This is a genomic window from Duganella phyllosphaerae (assembly GCF_001758785.1).
Taxonomy (GTDB): Bacteria; Pseudomonadota; Gammaproteobacteria; order Burkholderiales; family Burkholderiaceae_D; genus Rugamonas; species Rugamonas phyllosphaerae.
Genome location: NZ_LROM01000112.1, coordinates 36,995 through 61,057, shown reverse-complemented (window position 1 = coordinate 61,057; position 24,063 = coordinate 36,995). Strand labels below are relative to the sequence as shown.

Below are 24,063 nucleotides of genomic sequence, written 5' to 3'. Positions count from 1 at the left end.
CCGCCATGGAGGTTTTTCCGGCGTGCTAGATCACGCTGTCCCAGGGGGCGGACAGCCGCATCGCGCAGTTGATCAGGCCCACCATCGAATACGTCTGCGGGAAGTTGCCCCACATTTCGCCGGTGACCGGGTGCGTGTCTTCCGACAGCAGGCCCAGGTGATTGCGGGCCTTGAGCATGGTCTCGAAGATCTCGCGTGCTTCTTCCTTGCGGCCGATGCGCGCCAGTGCGTCGATGCGCCAGAAGGTGCAGATGTTGAACGCGGTTTCCGGCTTGCCGAAATCGTCGGGCGCTTCGTAGCGGCGCATGTACGGGCCGTCGCACAGGGTTTTTTCCAGCGCTTCCACGGTCTTGATGAAGCGCGGGTCCATCGGGTCGATGAAGTTCACTTCGGCCATCAACAGCACGCTGGCGTCGAGGTCGCGGCCGCCGAGGCTTTCGACGAACGACTGGCGCTCCTCGCTCCACGCATCGCGCAACAGCGGCTCGCGGATCTGGTCGGCGCGGCCCTGCCAGTACGCGGCGCGCTCCGGCAGTTCCAGTACGTTGGCGATTTTCGACAGGCGGTCGCACGCGGCCCAACTCATCAGCATCGACGACGTGTGCACACGGGCGCGGGTGCGCAGCTCCCACATGCCGGCGTCGGGCTGGTCGTGCACGCGGAAGGCCTGTTCGCCCACGGCTTCGAGCAGCGCAAATTCGGCCACGCCGGCGCGATTCAACAAGCGATGGTCGAGGAAGGCCTGCGCCGCACCCAGTACCACGTTGCCATACACGTCGTGCTGGAAGTGTTCCTGCGCCTGGTTACCCACGCGCACCGGCTTGTGGCCGCGATAGCCGGGCAAGTGGTCGAGCGTCGATTCGGGCAGATGCTCTTCCAGGCCGATGCCGTACAGCGGCTGGATATGGCCGCCCTTGGAGCTTGCCACGATGTTGGAGAGCCAGCGCAGGTACTCTTCCATCGTGCCCACCTCGGACAGGCTGTTCAAAGCACGGACCACGAAGAACGCGTCGCGCAGCCAGCAGAAACGGTAGTCCCAGTTACGCTCGCTGCCGGGCGCCTCGGGAATGCTGGTGGTCATGGCGGCGATGATGGCGCCGGTGTCTTCGTACAGCGACATCTTGAGCGTGATCGCCGCGCGGATCACCACGTCCTGGTACTCGTACGGCAGCGCCAGGCGGCGGCTCCAGTTGCGCCAGTAGTTGATGGTCTCTTTTTCGAAACGGCGGCAGATATCCTCGATGCCTTCGTTGAGCGTCTCGTCCGGACCCAGCGTGAAGTTCAGCGATTTATTGACCAGGAACCACGACTCCGACAGCAGGTGGCTCAGCGACGCGTCGGTATTGAGGCGCAGCGTCTGCTCCGGTCCCACGTAGCGGATATGGTGGCTGCCACGCGTGATCTGCGGCGTCACGCGGCCCCAGTCGAAGCGCGGGCGCACGCGCACGCGGATACGCACCGCGCTGTTGAGGATGCGGATGCGGCGGATCAGCATCAGCGGGCGGAACATGCGGTCGCGGCTCAGAAAGCGCGGCGCGAAGTCGGTGATCTCGATGCCGTGGTTGTCGGCGTCGGTCAGGCGCGTGCGCAGCACGGCGGTGTTGGGATCGTAGAACTGCTCGGTCTTGACGCAGTTTTCCAGCTCCACGCTCCACACGCTGCCGTTATCCGAATTATCGAGCAAGGCGTTGAAGACCGGGTCGCCGTCGAAGCGCGGCAGGCAGCACCAGACGATGTTGCCGCTCTTGTCGACCATGGCGTTGTACGAGCAGTTGCCGATCACGCCGCAGTTGAGCGACGCTTCGGGCGTGACGGGCGTATTGACGGGGCCGAGCGCGGTCGGGGCGACGGGGATACCGGGTGTGACGGGGATGCCGGGGGTGCCGGTAGCTGCGGTCATGGCGTGTCTCCTGTGCTGGTGCTATGGTTGGATTGGGCTGCATGGGCAAGCTGCACGTGCAGCGCCTGCGGCGAGTCCAGGCGGCAGCGCGCCGCACTCGGTCCCGCACCCACTTTCACGCCCACGCCGCCCAGCTGCTGGGCGTAGGCGATGCCTGCTTCGTCGGTGGTGTCGTCGCCGACAAACACCGGCAGGCAATTCTTGAACGGTTCTTCCTGCAAAAATTCGGCAACGGCGCTGCCCTTGTTGACGGTCGCCGGTTTCAGCTCGAGCACCATTTTGCCATGCAATAGCACGGTGCCGGGAGAGGCGATCAGCGCCGCCTCCATGGCCTGCTCGCACTGCACGCGCAGGTCCGGGGCCAGGCGGTAATGCAGCGCCAGCGCGCCGCGTTTTTCTTCGAGCAGCAGGCCGTCGTGCGCCAGCACCAGCGCGCGCAGGATCAGCTGCGCGGCGTCGAGCGATGGCGCCTTGGCGATGTGCAGCTGGCCGTTGTAGTCGCGCCGTTCGGCGCCGTGCACGCCGGCCACCGGCAGCTTCAACGGCGCCAGCATGGCGTCGATCTGCGCGATCGGCCGGCCGCTGACAATCGCCAGCCGGCCTTGCAGGCGCTCACGCAGCGTCGCCAGCACCTGCACCAGGCCCGGCGCCACCATTACCGTATCGGGCGTTTCCGCCAGATCGACCAGGGTGCCGTCGAAGTCGAGGAATACCGCGCCATCGAGCCATTCTGCCAGGTCGAACTTTTCCACTTCTGTACTCATCATCAGCCCACCCGGCGCAGGTTGGTGCGGCTGTGCGCGCGGATCTTCTGCATCACTTTTTCGCGCTTGCGCAGGCGTGCCGCGTCGAGCAGCATGTGGCCCGCCCAGCGGTACACGTTGAAGCGGCGTACCCGGTCGCGCATGCTGCGCATCCGTTCGACCTGCTCCACCGACGGCATGGTCAGGCCGCGATACAGCGCTTCGGCGCCCTGCTCGATGTGGTACGGGTTGATGATCAGCGCTTCGTGCAGCTCGCGCGCGGCACCGGTGAACTGCGACAGCACCAGCGCGCCGTGCTCGTCATCGCGGGCGGCGATGAACTCTTTTGCCACCAGGTTCATGCCGTCGTGCAGGCTGGTCACCATGCACACTTCGCTGGCGCGGAAATAGCGCTGCAATTCGTTCTGGTCGTGGTGCTCGATCTTCAGGATGATCGGCAGGTAGCCGTCCTTGCCGTAACGGTCGTTGATCTTGTCGGCCAGCTTGCGCACGCGCTGCTCGAAGTTCATGTACTCCTCGAGATCGGAGCGGCTCGGTGCGGCGATCTGCACGAAGCTGAACTTGCCCACCATGGTCGGATGCATTTCCAGCATGCGGTCCACGGCCTGGAAGCGCTCGAGGATACCCTTGGTGTAATCGAGGCGATCGACGCCGAACGCCAGCAGGTGGTCCTGCGGCACGCCCAGGATCTGGCGGATCTCGGTGCGGCACACATCCACCGGCACGGTGTCCGGGTAGTCGGGCCAGGCGATCGAGATCGGGTAGTCTTCCACCTGCGTCAGTTCATTGCCATACGAGATGGTCGACGCTTCCGGCTCGATGCGGGTTTCCAGGTAGCGGTCCACGGTGTCGAGGAAGTTCTTGCGGTGGAACGGCGTATGGAAACCGAGGATGGTGCTGCCCAACATGCCTTCCAGGATCTCTTCGCGCCACGGGCAGATGCCGAACGACTCCGAGTTGGGCCATGGGATGTGCCAGAACGTGATAATCGTCGCTTTCGGCAGCGCCTCGCGCACCATGCGCGGCAGCAGGGCGAAGTGGTAGTCCTGCACCAGCACCACCGGGTTGTCGGTGCGCGCTTCCTTGATCACGGCGTCGGCAAAGCGGCGGTTGACCTTGACGTATTCTTCCCAGTCCGACGAGCGGAACACCGGGCGCACGTGGGCGATATGACACAGCGGCCACAGGCCTTCGTTGGCGAAGCCGTAGTAGTAGCCCTTCTCTTCTTCTTCGGTCAGCCATACGCGGCGCAGCGTGTAGCTCGGATTTTTTGGCGGTACCGGTACATGGTCGTTCTTGTCCACGGTTTCGCGGTCGGCGCTGCCGGCGCCGTGGGCAATCCAGGTGCCGGAGCAGGCGCGCATCACCGCTTCCACCGCGGTCACGAGACCAGAAGCCGGACGGCGCACCTTGACGGTGCCGTCGGCGGCTTTTTCGTGGATGTACGGTTCGCGGTTGGACACCACCAGCACCTGGTCGCCGGCCAGGTCCTGCTGCAGCAGCGCCTTGAGTTTTTCAGGGGCCCAGTCCGAGCCGTTGGCGGTGTAGCTGCCGCCGTCGCTGTGCTGGCGCTCCTGGTGATATTCCTCGAGCAGGCTGCGCAACTCGCCGATCAGCGGCTCCATCTCCGGTGGCGGCGGCGGCGCATCGGGATCGGGCTTGGCGGTGGCGCGCGGAATCAGCTGGCCGCGCAGCACGTCATTGAGGCTGGCCAGCCAGCCGCGCCAGCTCAGGTGCGAGACCAGCAAGGTGATGAAAGCGATCGCCGCCGCCAGCAGTGCAAAGAAACCCAGCACGTACTTGGTGGTCTCGGCGCTGCGGCGCTCGATGAAGCTCATGTCGTGCACCAGGATCAGGCGGCCAAGCTCGGAGCCGGCGTCCATGATCGGCGTTTCGGCCACGTGCACCGGGCCGCGCGGCAGTTGCACCAGCGACTTGCGCGCGGTGCCGTCGGCCGGCGCATTCCAGCAGCCCAGCGATTGTGGATAGGTGTAGGTCTTGTACAGCAGCTTGCCCGACGCATCGCAGAAGCCCAGCGCAAACAGGCGCTCGTCCTCGATGGCGCCGTCGAACAGGCGCTTGATGTGGGCGCTGTCGTTGAGCAGCACGTCCTCGCGCAGCGGCACCTGCAAGGTGGTAGCCAGCAGCTGCGAGCGGTTGTCGAGGTCGCGCAGCGACCAGCGCAGCGTGAGCTTGTCCATCAGTGGTACGACGATATAGGCAAACAGGCACAACAGTATCGCGAGGGGCAATATGAAGCGTAGGGATAGTTTTACAGAGCGTGACAACATGAAGAAATCCTCTCAGGAGATTGCAGAGTGGCAGTGAATCGCGACATCTTCGGATGGATGCGTACAATCGACCTCAGCTCGTCTATTGTTTCATTATTGACGGGAAAGCATTTGTTCGTTAGCGCACGCATAAGCCTAATTGTGCGACGCAATATGGGCCGTTTCTCTAAAATCTCTACTCATGGAAATAGAATATTTTACCGATTTACAGCAGGGACCGTGGCGCGCCGCAGCAGCGGTCGCCATCTCGGCCGTCATCTTCGTGGCGATCGCGCTGGTGCTGCACCGCGCCGGTATCGAGCTGCTCAAGCGCATCGCCCGCCACCGGCCGTACACCACCAACGCCATCAAGTACGCGTTCCGTCCGAGCCAGGTCGCAGCGGTGCTGTTCGCGCTGCGGCTGGTGCTGACCGGCGCGCCGGAAACCACGCCGTTCCTCACCTCGTTCTCGCGCGTGGTCAGCGTGTTGCTGATCATCTGCCTGACCTGGCTGGCGATCGCCTGCGTCAATTCGATCAACAAGACCATCTCCGACCTCAACCCGGTCGATGTGCTCGACAATATGCGCGCGCGCCGCGTGCTCACGCAAACCTCGGTGCTCACCCGCAGCGCCAACGCCATCATCGTGTTGCTGGGCCTGGGCTTCATGCTGCTGACTTTGCCGGGTGCGCGCCAGTTCGGCGCCAGTCTGCTGGCGTCGGCCGGGGTGGCGGGCCTGGTGGCCGGTATCGCCGCCAAGCCGGTGCTGGGCAACTTCATCGCCGGCTTGCAGATCGCGTTTTCGCAGCCGATCCGCATCGACGACGTCTTGATCGTCAAGGGCGAATGGGGGCGCGTGGAGCGCATCACCGGCACCTACGTGGTGGTGCGCATCTGGGACGAGCGGCGCATGATCGTGCCGCTGCAATGGTTTATCGAAAACCCGTTCGAGAACTGGACCCACACGTCGTCGAGCATCCTGGGCACGGTGTTCCTGTGGCTGGACTTCAGCGTACCGGTGCAAAAAGTGCGCACCGAGTTCGAACGCATCACGCACGCGTCCACCCGCTGGGACCAGCGCGTGTGCGTATTGCACGTGACCGACGCCAACGAGAAAGGCATGCAGCTGCGCCTGCTGGTCAGTGCGGTCGATTCCGGCACGGCGTTCGATTTGCGCTGCGAGATCCGCGAGGCGATGATTGCGTTCGTGGCGGCCAACTACCCCGATTCGCTGCCGCGCCTGCGGCCTGTACTCGATTCACCTGGGCCGCAGGATGATACGCTGGGGATGCGGCCGGTGAAGGTGGCCGACAGCCCGCCGCCTTGATGACGGAGTTTAAGCCTGCGACGGTAAATTCGTCATCCTCGCGGACGCGGGGATCCATAGAACATCCGGGCAGCTCCAGCTTTTATCTCGCGCCCGCCTTCTTCTCGTCCCCAACCACCACCACCGTCAGCTTGGCCGGATCAACCGCCTTGCGGAACGCCGCATTGACCTGCTCCACCGTCGCCGCCTGCAATTTGGCCTCGTAGTCCTTGCTCCAGCTGTAGGTCTGGTTCAGGTACAGGTTGCGGGTCCAGCCGCCGGCCACCACCTTGTCCTGCGAGCGGTTCTGCACGCGCTGCTGCATCAGGCCCGACTTGGCCTGCGCCAGTTCCTCTGCGGTGAAGCCCTGCTTGACCGCACGGCCCAGCTCTTCGCGAATCGCCGCTTCCAGTTTTTTCAGGTTCTGCGGCGCGGCGATGGCGTGGATGGTGAAGTTGCCGGCGCGGTCGATATCGCCGGCGTGGATCGCCGCCCCGCCGCCGTACGACAGGCCGTCCTTCTGGCGAATACGGTCCATCAGGCGCGACTTCAAACTGCCGCCGCCGAAGATGTAGTTGGCCAGGTCCAGCGCCGGATAGGCCGGATCGTTGACGTTCAGGTCCAGGTTCAGGCGCGCGGCAAACATGCCGTTTTCCTTTTCCGGCGCGTCGATCACACGGTGTACGGCCGGCTTGTCCACCGGAGTGTCCTTCAGCGGCGCGTACGCCACCTTGCTGTTCCAGCCGTTGAAGCTCTCGGCGATCGTCTTCTCCGCCATTGCCTTGTTGAAGTCGCCGACGATGGCCAGTTCGCCATGGCTGGCGCCAAAGTAGTCGCGGTGGAAAGCCACCACGTCCTCGCGCCTGAGCGCCTTGATCGCCGCCAGTTGCTCATCGACCGTCATGGCGGCGCGGAAGTCGCCCTTCGGATGGGTGTCGAAATATTCTTCGATGGCATTATGAGCCAGCGACTCCGGCTCGTTGCGCGACGACTCGATGCCGACGATCCACTGCTGGCGCAGCTGCTCGAATTCGTCCTGCGGGAAGTTCGCTTCACGCAGCACGTGCGCGACCAGGCGCAGCGCCGCGTCGAGGTTCGGGCCGGTGGTCTGGAAGCCATACACGCCACCGGTGATCTTCAACCTGGCAAACGCATCGGATAGTTGCTCGCGCGTGTACTTGCTGGTGCCGCGCGTGAGCATCTCGTCGGCAAAGGCCGCGGCCATGTGCTGCTTGAACAGGTTTTTTTCGTCGCCCCAGTGCAGTTGCAGGTCGACCGACACCGCCTGCCCGCGATTCTTCTTGGGCAGCAGCGCCACTTTCAGGCCGCCGATGGTCTTGATCTCGGTGCGGGCGTTGATATTGTCCTGGCTCGGGTCGAACACCTCGGACGTCAGCACGCTGGCCTTGGCCTTGAAGTCTTTCATCACCTCGGCCACCGGCGGCGCGGCCGTGATCTCGGCGCGCCGCGGCTGGTCGTCGGGAATGAAGGTGCCGACCACGCGGTTGTCGCGCCGGAGGTAGCGGCCGGCGGCGGCGCTGACCTGTTCGGCGGTCACCGCAGGCAGCTTGTCGCGGTTCTGGAACAGCAGGCGCCAGTCGCCCAGCGCGATTTCCTCGGACAGCGCCACGCCCACCTGCTGCGGATCGTTGAGCGACTTTTCCACGCTGTTGCTGTAACTGAGGCGCACCCGCTCCATCTCCTCCGCCGTGGGCGGCGTGGTGGCAAAGCCTTCCACTGCCTCGATCAGCGCGGCGCGCACCGGCTCGATCGGCTCGCCAGCCTTGACCACGGCGCCGATGATTTCCAGTCCTGGTGCATAGCCGGCCTGGCCGAACGCGAACACCTCGGCAGCCTTGCCGGTGGCCACCAGCGCCTTGTGCAGGCGGCCGGAGGGCGTGTCGCCGAGGATCTCGCTCATCACGCTCAAGGCATTGGCGTCCGCGTGCAGCGCCGACGGAATTTTGTAGCCGAGCATGACGATCTGCATATCGCCCTTGCGGCGCACGACAAAACTGCGCTCGCCGTCCTGCTGCGGCTCCACCGTCCAGAACGGCGGCAGCACGCGCTTGGGTTTCGGGATGGCGCCGAACGATTTGGTGATCCACGCCAGCGTCTGCGCCGGGTCGAATTTGCCGGCCACCAGCAGCACCGCGTTGTCGGGCTGGTAGTAGGTGCGGTAGAACGCCTGCAGGTTCTCGATGCGCACGTTCTCGATGTCGCTGCGGTTGCCGATGGTCGAGCGTCCGTAGCTGTGCCAGTCGTAGGCCACGCTGTCCATGCGTTTGAGCATGACCGAGAACGGGCTGTTCTCGCCGCTCTCGTACTCGTTGCGCACCACGGTCATCTCGGAGTCGAGGTCCTTGCGGGCGATGAAGGAATGGACCATGCGGTCGGCCTCCATGTCCAGCGCCCATTTGAGGTTCTCGGGGCTGGCCTGGAACACTTCGTAGTAGTTGGTGCGATCGTACGAGGTGGTGCCGTTGAACTCCATGCCACGGCTGGCGAATTGCTGCGGGATGCTGCGGTTTTTCGGCGAGCCCTTGAACATCATGTGTTCGAGCAGGTGGGCCATGCCGGTCTCGCCATAGTTCTCGTGGCGCGAGCCGACCAGGTACGTGACGTTGACGGTGACGGTGGGCTTGGACGCATCCGGGAACAGCAGCACCTTGAGGCCGTTGGGCAGGCGGTATTCGGTGATGCCTTCGACGACCGGGCCCTGCACCACGCCGGCCGGCAAACTGGCGGCGGCCCAGGCGGTGCCGGTGGCAACGAAGGAGAGACCGCACAGCAGCATGCTGGCAGCGGCAAGGTGTTTCAGACGGCTGGCGTTCATGGTGTCTCGCGTAAATACGGAAGAGCACAGCATACGCCCTGGCCTGCGCAACCCGCTAGTCACCAGCAAGATAATTTACTGAGGAAGAACTTAAGCTTATTTCTTTTCGGGCACCAGGCAGGCATCGACCACTTGCAGGTCGTTATCCTTGGCGAACGAGATCACGAAGTGATACGCCATCGGCTCGAGGTCACGCAGCTTGCCGTTGACCACCACCGACTTGACGCCATTGACCACGGTGGGCGTGACATACGGCGAGAACTGCAGGTGGGAATCGCGGCCGCCACCGATGCCGGGCGGCTTGAAGCAAGCCATCACGCCGCACAGACGCTCGGCCCAGTCGCTGGGACGGAACGCCCTGCCATTGCTGGTTTGGCCAAGGATGAAGAACGAATCCTGCTGTTCTACCGGTTTTTGAACTGACTCTGCCATGGGCGGCTGCTCTGCGATGAGACATGTGGGTGAGGAACTTACGTATTATATCTTATAGAAGACCTGGATACGTAAGCCCTTGATTTTACGTGGATATTTATTCAAAACATCCATAATGGTGCAGAAAACCTGCGCTCTGCACCACGCAACACCGCTATTGTACCGCGCTATCGCCAGGTGTTGAGCGCTCTAAGGAGTCGCGCCGAGCCAGACTGCGCCGGATAGCAGCAGCAACATCATCCACAGCAGCAGCGCGCGCCACACCAGGCCGACCGTGCTTTGCAGCGACCGCACGCTCGGCTCTTCACCCGGCAGGGTGTCGGCTTCGACATCGGAGATATCCACCGTGGCCGAGTCGATCAGGGTCACGCGGACCGCGTGTTCGGCCGGGGAACCAAGGCGCACGCCCATGGCGCCGCCGCCGGCCGACAGGATGATGCCGATCGCCTCGTCGGCCCAGCGCCGCGAGAAATTACGCCAGGCGTAGATCGCATCCTCGAAATTGCCCACCACGGCAAACGCCACGGCAGTCAGGCGCACCGGCAGCCAGTCGATCCAGTAATAGGCGCGGCCGGCGAACAGGCCGAAGGCTTCGTTGCGCATGTGCTCAGGCTCGTTCCAGGCCCGCGCCACGTATTCCGACACGCGGTACAGGATGGCGCCCACCGGCCCCAGGATCAGGAACCAGAAGAACACGCCGAAGACGTTGCGGTGGGTGGTGATCAGGGCTTTTTCCACGGCCACGCGCGAGATCTCGTTGGCGTCCATGCCGATGGTGTCCTGGCGCGTCCATTCGGCCAGCAGCACGCGCGCGGCGGTTTCGTCGCCGGCGTTCAGTGCCAGCTGGATCGAGGTGAAATAGTGGCTGTAGTGGCGAAAGCCCAGCGTCAGGTAGACGATCAGCACGTTCCACGCGAACGAGGCCAGGAACCAGTCGTAGTAGTGCAGCACCCACGAGATGGTGGCCACCGGCACCAGGAGGATCGCCATCATCAGGAACCAGCCGATGCGCCCGTGCGTGGCCTGGCCGGCGTTGAACCAGGTCTCCATTCGCAATGCCAGGGCCTTGATCTCCGCGTAAATAAAATTATCCGCCCGCAGCGGTTTCATTTGCTCGATCAGCAGCGCGCACAGAATGGAAAGAAATGTCATCAATAATCCTTTTGGTCGGTACTACGTGCAGCCATACCTCGATGCCCGTTACGATAACTCACTCAAGTAACAGAATCAAACTTATTAGGCGCGCAGGAAGTGGAATAAATTCCTGAGCATGCCGGCGGTGGCGCCCCAGATGTAATAGGTCCCGTAGGGCATGGCGTAGAAGCTGCGCCGGCCCGACGGCAGTTCGATCGACAGGCGCTGGTGGTTCAAGCCATCCATCAGGAACGCCAGCGGCACCTCGAAAATCTCTTCGACCTCGCCAGGATCGGCCTGCATGGTGACCGGCGGCGTGACCAGCGCCACCACCGGCGTGACGCGGTAGCCGGTGCCGGTGTAATAGTCGGGCAAGGTGCCGATCACTTCCACGTGGGTGCGATCGAGGCTGATTTCCTCTTCCGCTTCGCGCAGCGCGGTTTCGACCGGGCTGGCGTCGTACGCTTCGGCGCGGCCACCGGGAAAGCTGATCTGGCCGGGATGGTCGGTGAGGTCGGCGTTGCGCTGGGTGAGCACCAGGCTCAAACCCTCGGGGCGCTGCACCAGGGCGATCAGGACCGACGCGGCGGTGGCGGGCGAGCCGTCTGCCCGCACCGCGTAGCTGGTTTCGGCAGCTTCGGGCGACCACTCGGGCTGCTCGGCGAAGCGCTGGCGCAGCCAGCCGGCGTTGAGGCGTTCGAGCGCAAGACCGGGTTCGCCGGCGATGGCGTCGATGGGTAATGAACGGGGGTCGAACAGCAGCTTGGCCAAGGCTCCTCCAGAATTAAGCAAGCGACTAAAAAAAGAGGGGCACCAAGTTGGCGCCCCTCTCTCCAAACACAATCGCTGCTATTAAGCGGCGACTGCTTTTTTCGCCGCTGGGCGACGGTTTGGCAGTTTTTCCTTGATACGTGCCGATTTGCCGGAACGATCACGCAGGTAGTACAGTTTAGCGCGACGTACGTCACCGCGGCGTTTCACTTCGATCGAAGCGATCAGCGGGGAGAACAGCTGGAAGGTACGCTCTACGCCTTCGCCGGACGAGATCTTGCGAACGATGAAGTTCGAGTTCAGGCCACGGTTACGACGCGAGATCACGACGCCTTCGTATGCCTGGGCGCGCTTGCGGGTGCCTTCGACTACGTTAACGTTCACGACGACGGTATCGCCAGGTGCAAAATCAGGGATGGTTTTGCCCAGGCGAGCGATTTCTTCTTGCTCGAGTTGTTGAATCAAGTTCATTTTAAACACTCCAAAAGCCATCATGCCGGCGCGCTGTCAATTCGAAAATTCGATGCCCGGTAGAGGATGGGTTCACTACGATAATTAAGCAGGCCACACAACTGCCTGCCGGGAACTACAACAGGTTTTTATAAACCTGCCAAAAACTTTTCATCGATCTTGCTCAACTGCCCTGCCGCTCGCGCCTTGACCAGCAGGTCGGGTCGCTTGCGGGCGGTCGCTTCCAGCATGCGCTGGCGGCGCCACTTGCCGATCTCGGCGTGGTTGCCGCCCATCAGGACCGGCGGTACCGCCACGCCCTCGTACGTCTCGGGCCGCGTGTAATGCGGCGAATCGAGCAGGCCGTTGACAAAACTGTCTTCGACGGCCGAGGCATCCGTGTTCAACACGCCGGGAATCAGGCGGATCACGGCATCCATCAAAGCCATCGCCGGCAATTCGCCACCCGACAGCACGAAATCGCCAAGGCTGATTTCTTCGTCGATGCAGCGATCGATCAGGCGCTGGTCCACCGCCTCGTAGCGGCCGCACAGGATCACGAGGCCGGGTTCCTGCTTGAGCTGGACCACGCGTTCGTGCGTCAACTGCTTGCCCTGGGGCGACATGAACACCACGCGCGGCGCCGGCAAACCGGCTTCGAGCTGCCGCGCTTTCGCTGCGTTGATCGTCGCTTCCAGGGGTTTGGCCAGCATCACCATGCCGGGGCCGCCGCCGTAAGGGCGGTCATCCACAGTGCGGTGATTGTCGGTGGTGAAATCACGCGGATTCCACAACGACAAGCCACATTTATTCTGTTCGAACGCACGCCGGGTGACCCCAGACTGCGTCAGTGCGGCGAACATTTCGGGGAACAGGGTCACGACATCGAATTGCATGGCGGGCCGCCCTTATGTTCACTAGTAATCAAGGCCCCAATCGACAGTGATCTTTTTCGCCGCCTTGTCCACCTTGATGATGAACGCTTCGACAAATGGAATCAGGCGCTCTTGCGCCGCGTCGTCGGGTGCTGCCTCTGCGGATTCGGCTGGCTTGATGCGCAAGATCGACTGCGGACCGTTGCTCATCATGTCAGTCACCGTACCGAGCGACTCACCTTGCAGATTCTCTACATCCAGACCAATCAACTCGGTCCAGTAAAACTCGTCTTCCGACAATACCGGGAAGCGGCTGCGCGGAATGGAAACAGCGGCGCCCTTGAGCGCTTCTGCGACATTCCGGTCAGTGACGCCGACCAGCTGCGCGACCACGTCGCCGCCATGCAGCTTGCACTGCTTGACATCGACATCGTGCAAGGTGGGCTTGTCGATCCACCAGGTTTTTACCGAGAGCAGCGCATCCGCATCTTCCGAGAAAGGACGGATCCTCACCCAGCCAGCGACGCCATAGGCACCGAAGACAAAGCCTACCTGTGCCAGATCGTCGGGGACTTGCACCCCGGATGCTTGCTTATCGGTCAAACCAGCAACCTATTACGCTGCTTTGTTCGAAGCTACCAGGCGAGCCACGGTTGGCGACAGTTGTGCGCCGACCGATTGCCAGTGAGCCAGACGGTCAGCGGTGATGCGCAGTGGCACTTCGCCGCCTTGCGCCATCGGGTTGTAGAAACCGATGCGTTCGATGAAACGGCCATCGCGGCGATTGCGCGAATCGGTTGCAACGATGTTGAAGAACGGACGCTTCTTGGCGCCTCCACGAGCTAAACGAATAACGACCATAATATTTCCAAAAAGTGTGCTAGGACGGAAAAAGCCGCAAATTATAGCGCGCCTGACCGCAAAGCAGCAAGCGTTAATGAAATAATCGGGCAGATTGGGGTAATCGAAGATTATCCCCCGTTCCGGCCAACGGGGCAATAGCTGAGACGCGATGTTGCCCAGGTTCTTGCCAAAAAAGTAGGCCGGGGGCGACATTATGACCGATACTGGCCAGCCCAGGACTTTTTTGCCGCATTCCCATGACTGCTCGCCACAAAAGCAAGACCATCGCCACCGTGCTCGCCTTCCTGTTCGGCGGCCTCGGGTTGCAACGCCTGTACCTGCGCGGCTGGCGCGATCCATGGCTGTGGCTGCACCTGGCCGCCCTGCCCGCTGCCTGGCTGGTGGCCACCCTGGCGCCGCAGGCCGATGGCTTTTACAAGCTGCTGCCGATCATGCTCTCGGGCCTGGCCGGTTTCCTCGAAGCGCTGGTGCTGGGCCTGATGCCGGACGAGCAATGGGATGCGCGCTTCAACCCGCACTCCGGCAAGCAATCGAACACGCGCTGGCCGATTGCCGTGGTGCTGATCGCCACCATGACCATCGGGGCCGCGAGCTTGATTGCCACAATCTCACGTTTTTTCGATCTGCTATACACTGGCGGCGCTTATGGCTAACTTATGGCTAACATTCAGGCTAACATTCTCCAAGAGGAAAAATAATATGAACAAGCACTCGATCCTGCTGGCAGTGGCAGTGGCAATGACCACCCTGACTTCCACCTCCTACGCCCAGATGAGCAAGTCGGAATACAACGCCGAAACCAAGCGCATCGCCAACCGCTATGCCGAAGACAAGAAATTGTGCGCCGAAGAAGGCAGTTCGACCGCGCGCATGCAGTGCCTGCGCGACGCCAAGACCGAATTCACGCAGCACAACGCCAATGCCAAGGCCAGCTACAACACCAAGGCCTCCGCCTGCCGCGACTGCGGCCGCGTGACCTCGGTGGTGGTCGGTGAAAAAGCCGGTGAAGGCGGCGCCGTGGGCCTGATCGCCGGCGGCGTGGCTGGCGCCCTGCTGGGCAACCAGGTGGGCAGCGGCGGCGGCAAAAAGCTCGCTACCCTGGCCGGCGCTGCCGGTGGCGCCTACGCGGGCAAGAAAGTCGAAGAACACGCACGCACCAGCAAGCAGTGGACCGTGCACGTGCGCTACGACGACGGCAAGCAGGACAGCTTCGTCTACGACAACGATCCGCAGATGGCCAATGGCGACCGGGTGCAAAAGCAGAACGGCACGCTGGTACGCCGCTAAGCATTTCAGAAAACAGCCTGCGGGCTGTTTTTTTTGGACTGCTTTTTGATGTATCAAGTTTGTTACAACAAACAATAAAACCTGCGGACGGCCAGTGCGGATTAAGAGTTTCCTCTTCCTCTCAAAGGCCCGTCATGCAATTCATCTCAAGCAATAAATTCAAACTCGCCGCCGTGCTGCCGCTGGTCCTGGCCAGCCTGCTGACCGCCTGTGGTGGCAGCTCCACCGCTACCAGCGCACCCAGCGCACCCAGCGCACCAGCGAGCGTGTTTGCCGACACCAAGTTGGTCGGCGACTTGGCCGGCGCCGCGCCGAACACCGATCCCAATTTGATCAACGCCTGGGGCATCGCCTTCAACCCCACCGGCTACGTGTGGGTAGCCAATACCGCCACCGCCACCTCGACCCTGTACGACGGCAACGGCGTGCGCCAGACACTGGTGGTAAAAACACCACCGGCGCCGATCGGCATCGTCTTCAACGGCAGCACCGACTTCAACGGCAGTCCGTTCATCTTCAGCACCGCGCTCGGTGCGATTGCCGCCTGGTCGCCAGCCACCGATCCGGCCAACGCCGCCACCGTGTTCGACGGCAGCGCCAGCGGCACCTCGTACATCGGCCTGGCGATTGCCAGCAACAATGGCGCCAATTACATCTACGCCGCCGATTTCGCCAACAACAAGATCGACGTGTTCGACGCCAAGTTCGCCAAGGCCACCCTGCCCGGCAACTTCACCGACCCGAAGGTGCCGGCGGGCTATGGCCCGTACAACATCCAGACCATCGGCAACCGCATTTACGTGGCATATGCCAAGCATGCCGGCAACTTCGCCGAGCACGCGGTGGGATCGGGCATCATCAGCGTGTTCGATACGGCCGGCAACCTGGTCAAGCAACTGGTGGCGGGCGGCACCTTGAACGCGCCATGGGGCATCGCCCAGGCGCCAGCCAACTTCGGCACGCTGAGCGGCAAACTGCTGGTCGGTAACTTCGGCGATGGCCTGATCCAGGCCTACGACCCCGATACGGGCGCAGCGCTGGGCATGCTGCGCAAGGCCGATGGCAGCAACATCGTCGTCGATGGCTTGTGGGGGCTGGCGTTTGGCAATGGCGTCAACAACCAGCCGACCAATACGCTGTTCTACACGGCCGGTCCGAACGGCACCACGCATGGACTGTATGGTCGAATCGACGTGAAGTAAGGAATCATGCCGGGTGCGCGTATGGCACCCGGCATCATGGCGCTTTAGAACTGGACTTCGTCCAGCGCCAGTACGCCAGGACTGCCGTCAACGATGGCCGTGCGCAGGCCGGACGATTGCGACAGGATGTGGTCGGCAAAGAAGCGCGCCGTGCCAATTTTCGCTCTGTAGAACGCCGCATCGCCCTCGCCCGCTGCGATCTTCTGCTGCGCGATTGCGGCGGCGCGCGCCATCTGCCAGCCGCCCAGCACCACGCCCGCCAGTTTCAGGTACAGCACGCTGCCGGCAAACACGGCCTTGACGTCGCTCCTGGCGTTGGTCACCACGAAGTCCACCGCTGCGGCCAGGTCGTCGGCGCCAGCGGCCAGTTGTTTGGCAATCGCCTGCAAGTGTGCATCGCCGGAGGCGGCCAGCTGGGCTTGCGTGGCGCGTACCTGCTCGATCAGGCCCTTGGCCACGGCGCCGCCGTCGCGCACGGTCTTGCGGCCGACCAGGTCGTTGGCCTGGATCGCGGTCGTGCCTTCGTAGATGGTGAGGATCTTGGCGTCGCGGTAATGCTGGGCGGCGCCGGTTTCTTCGATGAAGCCCATGCCGCCGTGCACCTGCACGCCGTCGCGCGTGACGTCCTGCGACATCTCGGTGGACCAGCCCTTGATCACCGGCACCAGGTATTCGTACACCGCCAGGTTGTGCTTGCGCACGGCTTCGTCGGCGTGGCTGTGGGCGATGTCGGACAGGCCGGCACCCACGTAGGCCAGCGCCCGCGCAGCTTCCGTCTGCGAGCGCATATTCATCAACATGCGGCGCACGTCCGGGTGGTGGATGATGGCGACCGGACCGGCGGAGCCGGCCACGTCGCGCGACTGCACGCGCTCGCGCGCAAACGCCACCGCCTTCTGGTACGCGCGCTCGGCCAGGCCGATGCCTTGCAGGCCGACGCCGAAGCGGGCCGCATTCATCATGATGAACATGTATTCGAGGCCGCGATTTTCTTCGCCGACCAGGGTGCCGATGGCGCCGCCGTGGTCGCCGAATTGCAGCACGGCGGTCGGGCTGGCCTTGATGCCGAGCTTGTGCTCGAGCGAGACGCAGTGGGCGTCATTGCGCGCGCCCAGCGTGCCGTCGGCATTGACCAGGAACTTCGGCACGATGAACAGCGAAATGCCTTTGACGCCGGCCGGGGCATCGGGCGTGCGCGCCAGCACCAGGTGCACGATGTTGTCGGAGAAATCGTGCTCGCCGTACGTGATGTAGATCTTGGTGCCGAATACTTTATAGGTGCCATCGCCCTGCGGCTCGGCGCGGGTGCGCACGGCGGCCAGGTCGGAACCGGCTTGCGGCTCGGTCAGGTTCATGGTGCCGGTCCATTCGCCCGAGACCAGCTTTTCCAGGTAGATCGCTTTTTGCTCGTCGCTGCCGGCGGTCAGCAGCGCTTCGATGGCGCCGTCCGACAGCAGCGGGCACAGCGCGAACGAGATGCTGCCCGAGTTGAGCATCTCGATGCACGGCGTGGCCAGCAGCTTGGGCAAGCCCTGGCCGCCGAACTCGACCGGATGCTGCACGCCCTGCCAGCCCGCCTCGCCAAACGCCTTGAAGGCAGCCTTGAAGCCTTTCGAGGTCGTTACCTGGCCGTCGTGCCAGTAGCTCGGTTCCTTGTCGCTGGCATGGTTCAGCGGCGCGATCACGCCGCTGACGAACTTGCCGTTTTCTTCGAGGATGGCTTCGGCCGTGTCGAGGGTGGCGTCTTCATTGCCGGGCAGCGCGGTGACGGCTGCCAGGTCGGCCAGTTCGTTGATGACGAACAGCATGTCTTTGAGGGGGGCTTGGTAGGGCATGTTGTCTCCGTATTTACTTGCACTAAATCCGTCATCCTCGCGCATGCGGGGATCCAAAGGACCTGTGAGCCATGTTTGCTGCCGCATGCGCCAACATCGTCCACGCGCACCACGGATCCCCGCGTTCGCGCGGATGACGTTGGTAGTGTTCGGTGACGGAGCGCTGGCTGCGGGTTTAAAAAAAGCCACGGTGGCCAGGCATCTACCCCAACCAGCGTGGCTCGTTTGTTACGTTGGTATTTAACCGTTAGCCCAGCTCGGCCACCAGCTGCGGGACCACGTCGAACAGGTCGCCCACGATGCCGTAATCGGCCACCGAGAAGATCGGCGCTTCCGGGTCCTTGTTGATCGCCACGATCACTTTCGAATCCTTCATGCCGGCCAGGTGCTGGATCGCGCCCGAGATACCGACGGCGATGTACAGGTTAGGCGCGACGATCTTGCCGGTCTGGCCAACTTGCCAGTCGTTCGGCACATAGCCGGCGTCCACCGCAGCGCGCGAGGCGCCCATGGCGGCGTTGAGCTTGTCGGCCAGCGGCTCGAGCACCTTGAACGCTTCGCCGGAGCCCATGCCACGGCCACCGGAAACGATCACCTTGGCGGCGGTCAGCTCGGGACGGTCGGACTTGGCCAGCTCGCGGCCGACGAAACTCGACTTGCCGGAATCGGCCACGGCGGTCACGGTCTCGGTGGCAGCCGTGCCGCCGGTGGCGGCTGCAGCGTCGAAGCCGGTGGCGCGCACGGTGATGACCTTGATCTTGTCGGACGATTGAACGTAAGCGATGGCGTTACCGGCGTAGATCGGGCGCTCGAAGGTGTCGGGCGCATCGACCTTGGTGATTTCGGAAATCTGCGCCACGTCCAGCTTGGCAGCGACGCGCGGCAGGATGTTCTTGCCGTAGGCGGTGGCCGGAGCCAGGATGTGGCTGTAGGCGTCGCCCTGGGCCAGCGCCAGGATTTGCTCGGCGACGTTTTCAGCCAGGCCGTCGGCGAAGTGCGGCGCGTCGGCCACGATGACTTTCGATACGCCGGCAATTTGCGCGGCAGCCGCAGCAGCGGCGCCGGCGTTGGAACCGGCCACCAGCACGTGCACGTCGCCGCCGCACTGGGCAGCTGCGGTCACGGTGTGGAGGGTGCTGCCTTTCAGGCTGGCGTTGTCGTGTTCTGCGATAACTAATGCGACCATGATGATTCCTTTAGATGACTTTGGCTTCGGTGCGCAGCTTGGCGACCAGGGTGGCGGCGTCCGGCACGATGATGCCGGCCGAGCGCTTGGCAGGCTCGACAACCTTCAGCGTTTTCAGGCGCGGGGTCACATCGACGCCCAGGTCTGCCGGCGTGGTCACGTCCAGCGGTTTCTTCTTGGCCTTCATGATGTTCGGCAGCGTCACGTAGCGCGGCTCGTTCAGGCGCAGGTCGGTGGTGATGATCGCCGGCAGGGTCAGCGCCAGGGTTTCCAGGCCGCCGTCCACTTCGCGGGTGACCGTGGCTTTGCCGTCTTCGAGCACCACTTTCGACGCGAACGTCGCTTGTGGCCAACCAAGCAAGGCTGCCAGCATCTGGCCGGTCTGGTTGGAGTCGTCATCGATGGCCTGCTTGCCCAGGATGATTAGTTGCGGTTGCTCCTTGTCGGCCAGCGCCTTGATCAGCTTGGCCACTGCCAGCGGTTCCAGTTCCACGTCGGTCTGCACCAGGATGCCGCGATCGGCGCCGATGGCCATGCCGGTGCGCAGGGTTTCCTGGCACTTGTCCACGCCGCACGAGATCGCCACCACTTCGGTGACCTTGCCGGCTTCCTTGAGGCGCGTGGCTTCTTCCAGCGCGATCTCGTCGAACGGGTTCATCGACATTTTGACATTGGCGATATCGACGCCGGTGCCGTCCGATTTGACGCGCACCTTGACGTTGTAGTCGACCACGCGTTTGACGGGTACCAAGACTTTCATAGCTGTGCCTTTGGGAAAATAGTGAATAACGATCTAAACAAACGATCCAAATTAGTGGGCTAGATTATATGAGAAATCCGCCGGACACAATAAATTAAAGCACGATCGTGCGATTTTTAGTTAGTGGAAATCGTCTAAAAACTCATTTAGACGATTATTCCATTTGCAATGCTGGGTAGGGGATGAACAGCGAAAAACTTATTTGCGGCGCATCAAAAAGACGAATTCGCGGCCCGTTTGCACGTGCGAGAGCAGTGCGTTGCCGGTTTGTTTGGCGAAAGCCTGGAAGTCGCGAACGGAGCCAGGATCGGTTGCCATGATGCGCAGCACTTCGCCGCTTTGCAGTTCCGCCAGGGCTTTTTTAGCCTTGAGGATCGGCAGCGGACAGTGCAGTTCGCGCGCATCGAGTTCCATGTGGAATTCCATGATTTCGTTGTCTAGTATCGTGTCGGTCATCTTGAACCCGCTAGTTAGCTAGGAAGTAGTAAGGCATTTTCGCAATACTACTCCTTTTCGCAGCTCTTGACGCGCTGCACCAAAATAGTTCGCAGCTCGTTGCAATTCTGCAACGGGAACTTGCAAGTATACAATCAGGTCTTTCAAACAACAACGGCCCGCGCTTGACACGCGGGCCGTCGTTATCCCTGATTCTACAGGCTTACTTGCAGATTAGCACTCAAAAGCGTGATTACGCCCGGCCACCAATCCATGCGGCAACACCTGCCAGCGCGTTCGGCAAACCGCTTGGATCGGTACCGCCGGCCTGCGCCATATCGGGGCGTCCGCCGCCTTTTCCGCCCACTTGTTGTGCAACGAAGTTCACCAGTTCACCGGCCTTGACCTTGGCCGTGGCGTCCGCCGTCACACCGGCAATCAGGCTCACCTTGCCGTCGTTGACGGCGGCGAGCACGATGGCGGCGGTCTTGAGCTTGTCCTTGAGCTTGTCCATGGTCTCGCGCAGGGTGGCCACATCGGCGCCTTCCAGCACCGCTGCCAGCACCTTGATGCCGTTGACGTCGACCGCCTTGGTGGCCAATTCGTCGCCCTGGCCCGAAGCCAGTTTCGACTTCAGTGCCGCCAGTTCTTTTTCCAGCGATTTCACCTGATCCTGCACGGCGCCGATCTTGAACAGGAGCTCGTCCGGATTAGCCTTGAACGCAGCTGCAGCATCGCCGAGCTTGCGCGCCATGCCTTGCACCAGCGCCAGCGCGCCCTCGCCCGTCACCGCTTCCACGCGGCGGATGCCGGCAGCAACGCCGCCTTCGCCGATGATCTTGAACAGGCCGATATCGCCGGTACGCTGCACGTGCACACCGCCGCACAGCTCTTTCGAGGTGCCGATGTCGAGCACGCGCACTTCGTCGCCGTACTTCTCGCCGAACAGCGCCATGGCGCCATGTTTGACGGCGTCGTCGAACGACATGTGCTGGGCCTTCGTCGCGTGGTTTTCCAGGATCTCTTTATTGACCTTGGCTTCCACTTCGGCGATCTGCTCGGCCGTCAACGGTGCGTTGTGGCTGAAGTCGAAACGGGTTTTGTCCGGATCGACCAGCGAGCCTTTTTGCGCCACGTGGCCGCCCAGCACTTCGCGCAGGGCTTTGTGCATGAGGTGGGTAGCCGAGTGGTTGCGGATGGTGCGGCCGCGCTTGTGCAGGTCCACTTCGGCCGACACCGCGTCGCCCACTTTCAGGCTGCCCTCGGTCAGCACGCCGTGCTGGCCGAAGACGTCGGCCTGGATTTTCAGCGTGTCTTCCACGTCGAACAGGGCGCCGGTCGCCTTGATGGCGCCCTGGTCACCGACCTGGCCGCCCGATTCGGCGTAGAACGGCGTGGTGTCGAGCACCACGATGCCCGACTCGCCTTGTTTGAGTTCCTGCACCGAGACGCCATTGGCGTACAGCGCGATGACTTTCGAGTTGACGCTCATGTCGTCGTAACCGACGAACCTGGTCTTTTCGCCCGTGTATTCGACGTTGGCAGCCATCTTGAACTTGCCGGCCGCGCGCGCGGTTTTCTTTTGCTGTTCCATGGCGGCGTTGAAACCTGCTTCGTCGAGCGTGATGTTGCGCTCGCGGCAGATGTCGGCGGTCAGGTCCAGCGGGAAGCCGTAGGTGTCGTACAGGGTAAACGCGGTACCGCCGTCGAGCTTGGTCGGATCCTTGGCCAGCTGCGCTTCCAGGATCTTCATGCCGTTTTCCAGCGTTTCGCCGAAACGCTCTTCCTCGGCTTTCAGCGTGGCAGCGACGCGGTCGCGGGCTTCGGCCAGTTCCGGGTAAGCCACGCCCATCTCGATGTTGAGGTCTGCCACCAGCTTGTAGAAGAACGGCTTGGTCTGGCCCAGCTTGTGGCCGTGACGCAGCGCGCGGCGGATGATGCGGCGCAGCACGTAACCGTGGCCTTCCGGACCAGGGATGATGCCGTCGACGATCAGGAACGAGGCGGCGCGGATGTGGTCGGCAATCACGCGCAGCGACTTCGATTCCATGTCGGTGGCGCCGGTTTCGCGCGCGGCAGCCTTGATCAGGTTCTGGAACAGGTCGATTTCGTAGTTGCTGTGCACGTGTTGCAGCACGGCGGCCAGGCGCTCCATGCCCATGCCGGTATCGACGCATGGCTTGGGCAGCTTGTTCATATTGCCCGCTTCGTCGCGGTTGAACTGCATGAACACCAGGTTCCAGATTTCGATGAAGCGGTCGCCGTCTTCCTCGGCCGAGCCGGGGGGGCCGCCCCAGATGTCGGCGCCGTGGTCATAGAAGATCTCGGTGCACGGGCCGCACGGACCCACGTCGGCCATCTGCCAGAAGTTGTCGGACGCGTAGCGCGAACCCTTGTTGTCGCCGATACGGATGATGCGCTCTGTCGGCACGCCGATCTCGTTGGCCCAGATGTCGTAGGCCTCGTCATCTTCGAAGTAGACGGTGACGGTGAGCTTTTCAGCTGGCAGGCCGTAGACCTTGGTCAGCAGTTCCCAGGCGTACTGGATGGCGTCGCGCTTGAAATAGTCGCCGAAGCTGAAGTTGCCCAGCATTTCGAAGAACGTGTGGTGACGCGCGGTGTAGCCGACGTTTTCCAGGTCGTTGTGCTTGCCGCCGGCGCGCACGCAGCGCTGCACGGAAGTCGCGCGCGAATACGGGCGCGTATCGAGGCCAAGGAAAACGTCCTTGAATTGCACCATGCCGCTGTTGGTGAGCAGCATGGTCGGATCATTGCCAGGTACCAGCGGGCTGGAACGGACAATCGTGTGACCCTTGGATTCAAAAAACTTGAGGAACTTCTCGCGGATTTCAGATGATTTCATGTCGTATGCAGGGAGGGTAGCTGGCAGATGCAAAGGGTTGATTATATATGACGTCCACTACGGCAGGGTCTCAGGCGAATGCCGGGCCGATCAAATCGATGCGGTCCGTGCAAAAGCCGTCCACGCCCCACAACAGGATTTCCCTGGCCCGGTCCGGATCGTTGACGGTGTAGCAAAACAGGCCAAAACCGGCAGCCTTGATGCTGGCGGCCAACTCCAGGGTTAAATGCTGGTGATTGGTGTTGATGGACACCGCCTGCAGCGCCCTGGCCTGCTCCTGCCAGTCTGCGGGGATACGGTCGAGCAGCCAGGCGCGCGGTACGTCGGGGGCGGCGTCGCGGGCGGCGGCCAGGGCCTCCATGCTGAACGAGGACAGCAACGGCACCTGGGCCATGTCGCCAGCGGCAATCTCGTCCGCGTAAGAGTCGCGCGTCACGCGCGCCACCCAGGCGCCGGTGGCTGCGGCAAAACCGTCGGCGGGCTTGATCTCGACGTTCATCCAGATGCCCTGCTCTTTGCAGTAATCGATGAACTGGGTGTAGTACGGCACCGGTTCGCCCGCAAACTGCGCGCTGTGCCAGCTGCCCGCATCCATCGCCGCCAGGTCGCGCGCCAGCGTATGCGCGACCTGGCCGGCACCGGCCACGGTACGGCCGAAATCGGGGTCGTGCATGACCATGCCGATGCCGTCTTTCGACAGCATCACATCGAACTCGACAGCATGGAAACCGTAAGCGCGGCCGGCGCGCAAGCCGGCCACCGTGTTTTCCGGCGCCAGGGTGCCGCCGCCGCGATGCGCAACAATTTTAGGATAGGGCCACATGATGCCGAATTAGTGATGGAATTGGGAGGGACGGAACCACGACACTATCACGATCGTGCCCCAGACACTA

The 24,063-nt window shown here is 62.6% G+C and carries 21 protein-coding genes; 4 read left to right on the top strand and 17 right to left on the bottom strand.

All coding sequences use genetic code 11. The features are described from left to right. Positions 1-25 precede the first annotated feature (25 nt). The 3 genes from DUPY_RS20195 to DUPY_RS20185 are packed head-to-tail and all read right to left on the bottom strand — an operon-like array spanning position 26 to position 4,955. Positions 26-1,900, bottom strand: coding sequence for a glycoside hydrolase family 15 protein (locus tag DUPY_RS20195; protein WP_141749613.1), 1,875 nt, complete (start codon positions 1,898-1,900; stop codon positions 26-28). Then, the gene (gene otsB / locus DUPY_RS20190) at positions 1,897-2,667 is read right to left on the bottom strand and encodes a trehalose-phosphatase (RefSeq protein ID WP_070250504.1); all 771 of its coding nucleotides are present in this window, start codon (positions 2,665-2,667) and stop codon (positions 1,897-1,899) included. Before otsB ends, DUPY_RS20195 begins: the two co-directional genes overlap by 4 nt. Then, on the bottom strand, positions 2,667-4,955 hold the full coding sequence (locus DUPY_RS20185) for an alpha,alpha-trehalose-phosphate synthase (UDP-forming) (RefSeq protein WP_070250503.1): 2,289 nt from the start codon (positions 4,953-4,955) through the stop codon (positions 2,667-2,669). The genes otsB and DUPY_RS20185 overlap by 1 nt, the downstream gene beginning before the upstream one ends. Before the next feature lie 181 nt (positions 4,956-5,136). On the opposite strand from DUPY_RS20185, the gene DUPY_RS20180 reads away from it, so the two are divergent. Further along, the gene (locus DUPY_RS20180; protein WP_070250501.1) at positions 5,137-6,261 is read left to right on the top strand and encodes a mechanosensitive ion channel family protein; all 1,125 of its coding nucleotides are present in this window, start codon (positions 5,137-5,139) and stop codon (positions 6,259-6,261) included. Between the two features lie 82 nt (positions 6,262-6,343). Here DUPY_RS20180 and DUPY_RS20175 read toward each other — a convergent pair whose 3' ends face one another. From DUPY_RS20175 to rpsP, 8 genes are all read right to left on the bottom strand, one after another. Beyond that, positions 6,344-9,076 carry a M16 family metallopeptidase gene (locus tag DUPY_RS20175; protein ID WP_070250499.1) on the bottom strand — a complete coding sequence of 911 codons (2,733 nt, stop codon included), beginning with the start codon at positions 9,074-9,076 and terminating at the stop codon, positions 6,344-6,346. Positions 9,077-9,172: 96 nt separating this feature from the next. Beyond that, positions 9,173-9,508 (bottom strand): DUF3579 domain-containing protein, encoded by a 336-nt coding sequence (locus tag DUPY_RS20170; RefSeq protein ID WP_019921713.1) that lies wholly within the window; start codon positions 9,506-9,508, stop codon positions 9,173-9,175. 189 nt (positions 9,509-9,697) lie between these two features. After that, the gene (locus DUPY_RS20165; RefSeq protein ID WP_070250497.1) at positions 9,698-10,660 is read right to left on the bottom strand and encodes a CobD/CbiB family protein; all 963 of its coding nucleotides are present in this window, start codon (positions 10,658-10,660) and stop codon (positions 9,698-9,700) included. A gap of 84 nt (positions 10,661-10,744) precedes the next feature. Beyond that, positions 10,745-11,413, bottom strand: coding sequence for a CoA pyrophosphatase (locus DUPY_RS20160; RefSeq protein WP_070250495.1), 669 nt, complete (start codon positions 11,411-11,413; stop codon positions 10,745-10,747). Positions 11,414-11,494: 81 nt separating this feature from the next. Next, complete coding sequence (gene rplS, locus DUPY_RS20155) at positions 11,495-11,884, bottom strand: 50S ribosomal protein L19 (protein ID WP_070250494.1); 390 nt, start codon at positions 11,882-11,884, stop codon at positions 11,495-11,497. 128 nt (positions 11,885-12,012) lie between these two features. Beyond that, the gene (trmD, locus tag DUPY_RS20150; RefSeq protein WP_070250492.1) at positions 12,013-12,759 is read right to left on the bottom strand and encodes a tRNA (guanosine(37)-N1)-methyltransferase TrmD; all 747 of its coding nucleotides are present in this window, start codon (positions 12,757-12,759) and stop codon (positions 12,013-12,015) included. A gap of 21 nt (positions 12,760-12,780) precedes the next feature. Further along, positions 12,781-13,341, bottom strand: a complete 561-nt coding sequence (gene rimM / locus DUPY_RS20145; protein WP_070250490.1) for a ribosome maturation factor RimM — start codon at positions 13,339-13,341, stop codon at positions 12,781-12,783. A 12-nt stretch (positions 13,342-13,353) separates the two neighbouring features. Beyond that, on the bottom strand, positions 13,354-13,599 hold the full coding sequence (rpsP, locus tag DUPY_RS20140; protein WP_019921707.1) for a 30S ribosomal protein S16: 246 nt from the start codon (positions 13,597-13,599) through the stop codon (positions 13,354-13,356). 239 nt (positions 13,600-13,838) lie between these two features. Here rpsP and DUPY_RS20135 point away from each other — a divergent pair, with 239 nt between their 5' ends. The 3 genes from DUPY_RS20135 to DUPY_RS20125 all read left to right on the top strand — a co-directional run bounded on the left by DUPY_RS20135 (position 13,839) and on the right by DUPY_RS20125 (position 16,091). Beyond that, positions 13,839-14,255, top strand: a complete 417-nt coding sequence (locus DUPY_RS20135; protein WP_070250488.1) for an NINE protein — start codon at positions 13,839-13,841, stop codon at positions 14,253-14,255. Between the two features lie 46 nt (positions 14,256-14,301). Then, positions 14,302-14,889 carry a glycine zipper 2TM domain-containing protein gene (locus DUPY_RS20130; protein ID WP_070250487.1) on the top strand — a complete coding sequence of 196 codons (588 nt, stop codon included), beginning with the start codon at positions 14,302-14,304 and terminating at the stop codon, positions 14,887-14,889. Between the two features lie 134 nt (positions 14,890-15,023). Beyond that, entirely contained in the window at positions 15,024-16,091 is a 1,068-nt protein-coding gene (locus tag DUPY_RS20125) for a TIGR03118 family protein (RefSeq protein ID WP_070250484.1), read from the top strand. Between the two features lie 44 nt (positions 16,092-16,135). On the opposite strand, the gene DUPY_RS20120 is transcribed toward DUPY_RS20125, so the two are convergent. The 6 genes from DUPY_RS20120 to ugpQ form a co-directional block, all read right to left on the bottom strand. Further along, positions 16,136-17,926: an acyl-CoA dehydrogenase gene (locus DUPY_RS20120; RefSeq protein ID WP_070250482.1), complete on the bottom strand. Its 1,791-nt coding sequence runs from the start codon at positions 17,924-17,926 to the stop codon at positions 16,136-16,138. A 247-nt stretch (positions 17,927-18,173) separates the two neighbouring features. After that, positions 18,174-19,112: an electron transfer flavoprotein subunit alpha/FixB family protein gene (locus DUPY_RS20115; RefSeq protein WP_070250480.1), complete on the bottom strand. Its 939-nt coding sequence runs from the start codon at positions 19,110-19,112 to the stop codon at positions 18,174-18,176. Between the two features lie 10 nt (positions 19,113-19,122). Next, complete coding sequence (locus DUPY_RS20110) at positions 19,123-19,872, bottom strand: electron transfer flavoprotein subunit beta/FixA family protein (RefSeq protein ID WP_070250478.1); 750 nt, start codon at positions 19,870-19,872, stop codon at positions 19,123-19,125. 198 nt (positions 19,873-20,070) lie between these two features. Next, entirely contained in the window at positions 20,071-20,298 is a 228-nt protein-coding gene (locus DUPY_RS20105) for a sulfurtransferase TusA family protein (protein ID WP_026637260.1), read from the bottom strand. A gap of 262 nt (positions 20,299-20,560) precedes the next feature. After that, positions 20,561-23,170 (bottom strand): alanine--tRNA ligase, encoded by a 2,610-nt coding sequence (gene alaS, locus DUPY_RS20100; protein WP_070250476.1) that lies wholly within the window; start codon positions 23,168-23,170, stop codon positions 20,561-20,563. 70 nt (positions 23,171-23,240) lie between these two features. Then, complete coding sequence (gene ugpQ, locus DUPY_RS20095) at positions 23,241-23,993, bottom strand: glycerophosphodiester phosphodiesterase (RefSeq protein ID WP_070250474.1); 753 nt, start codon at positions 23,991-23,993, stop codon at positions 23,241-23,243. Positions 23,994-24,063 lie beyond the last annotated feature (70 nt).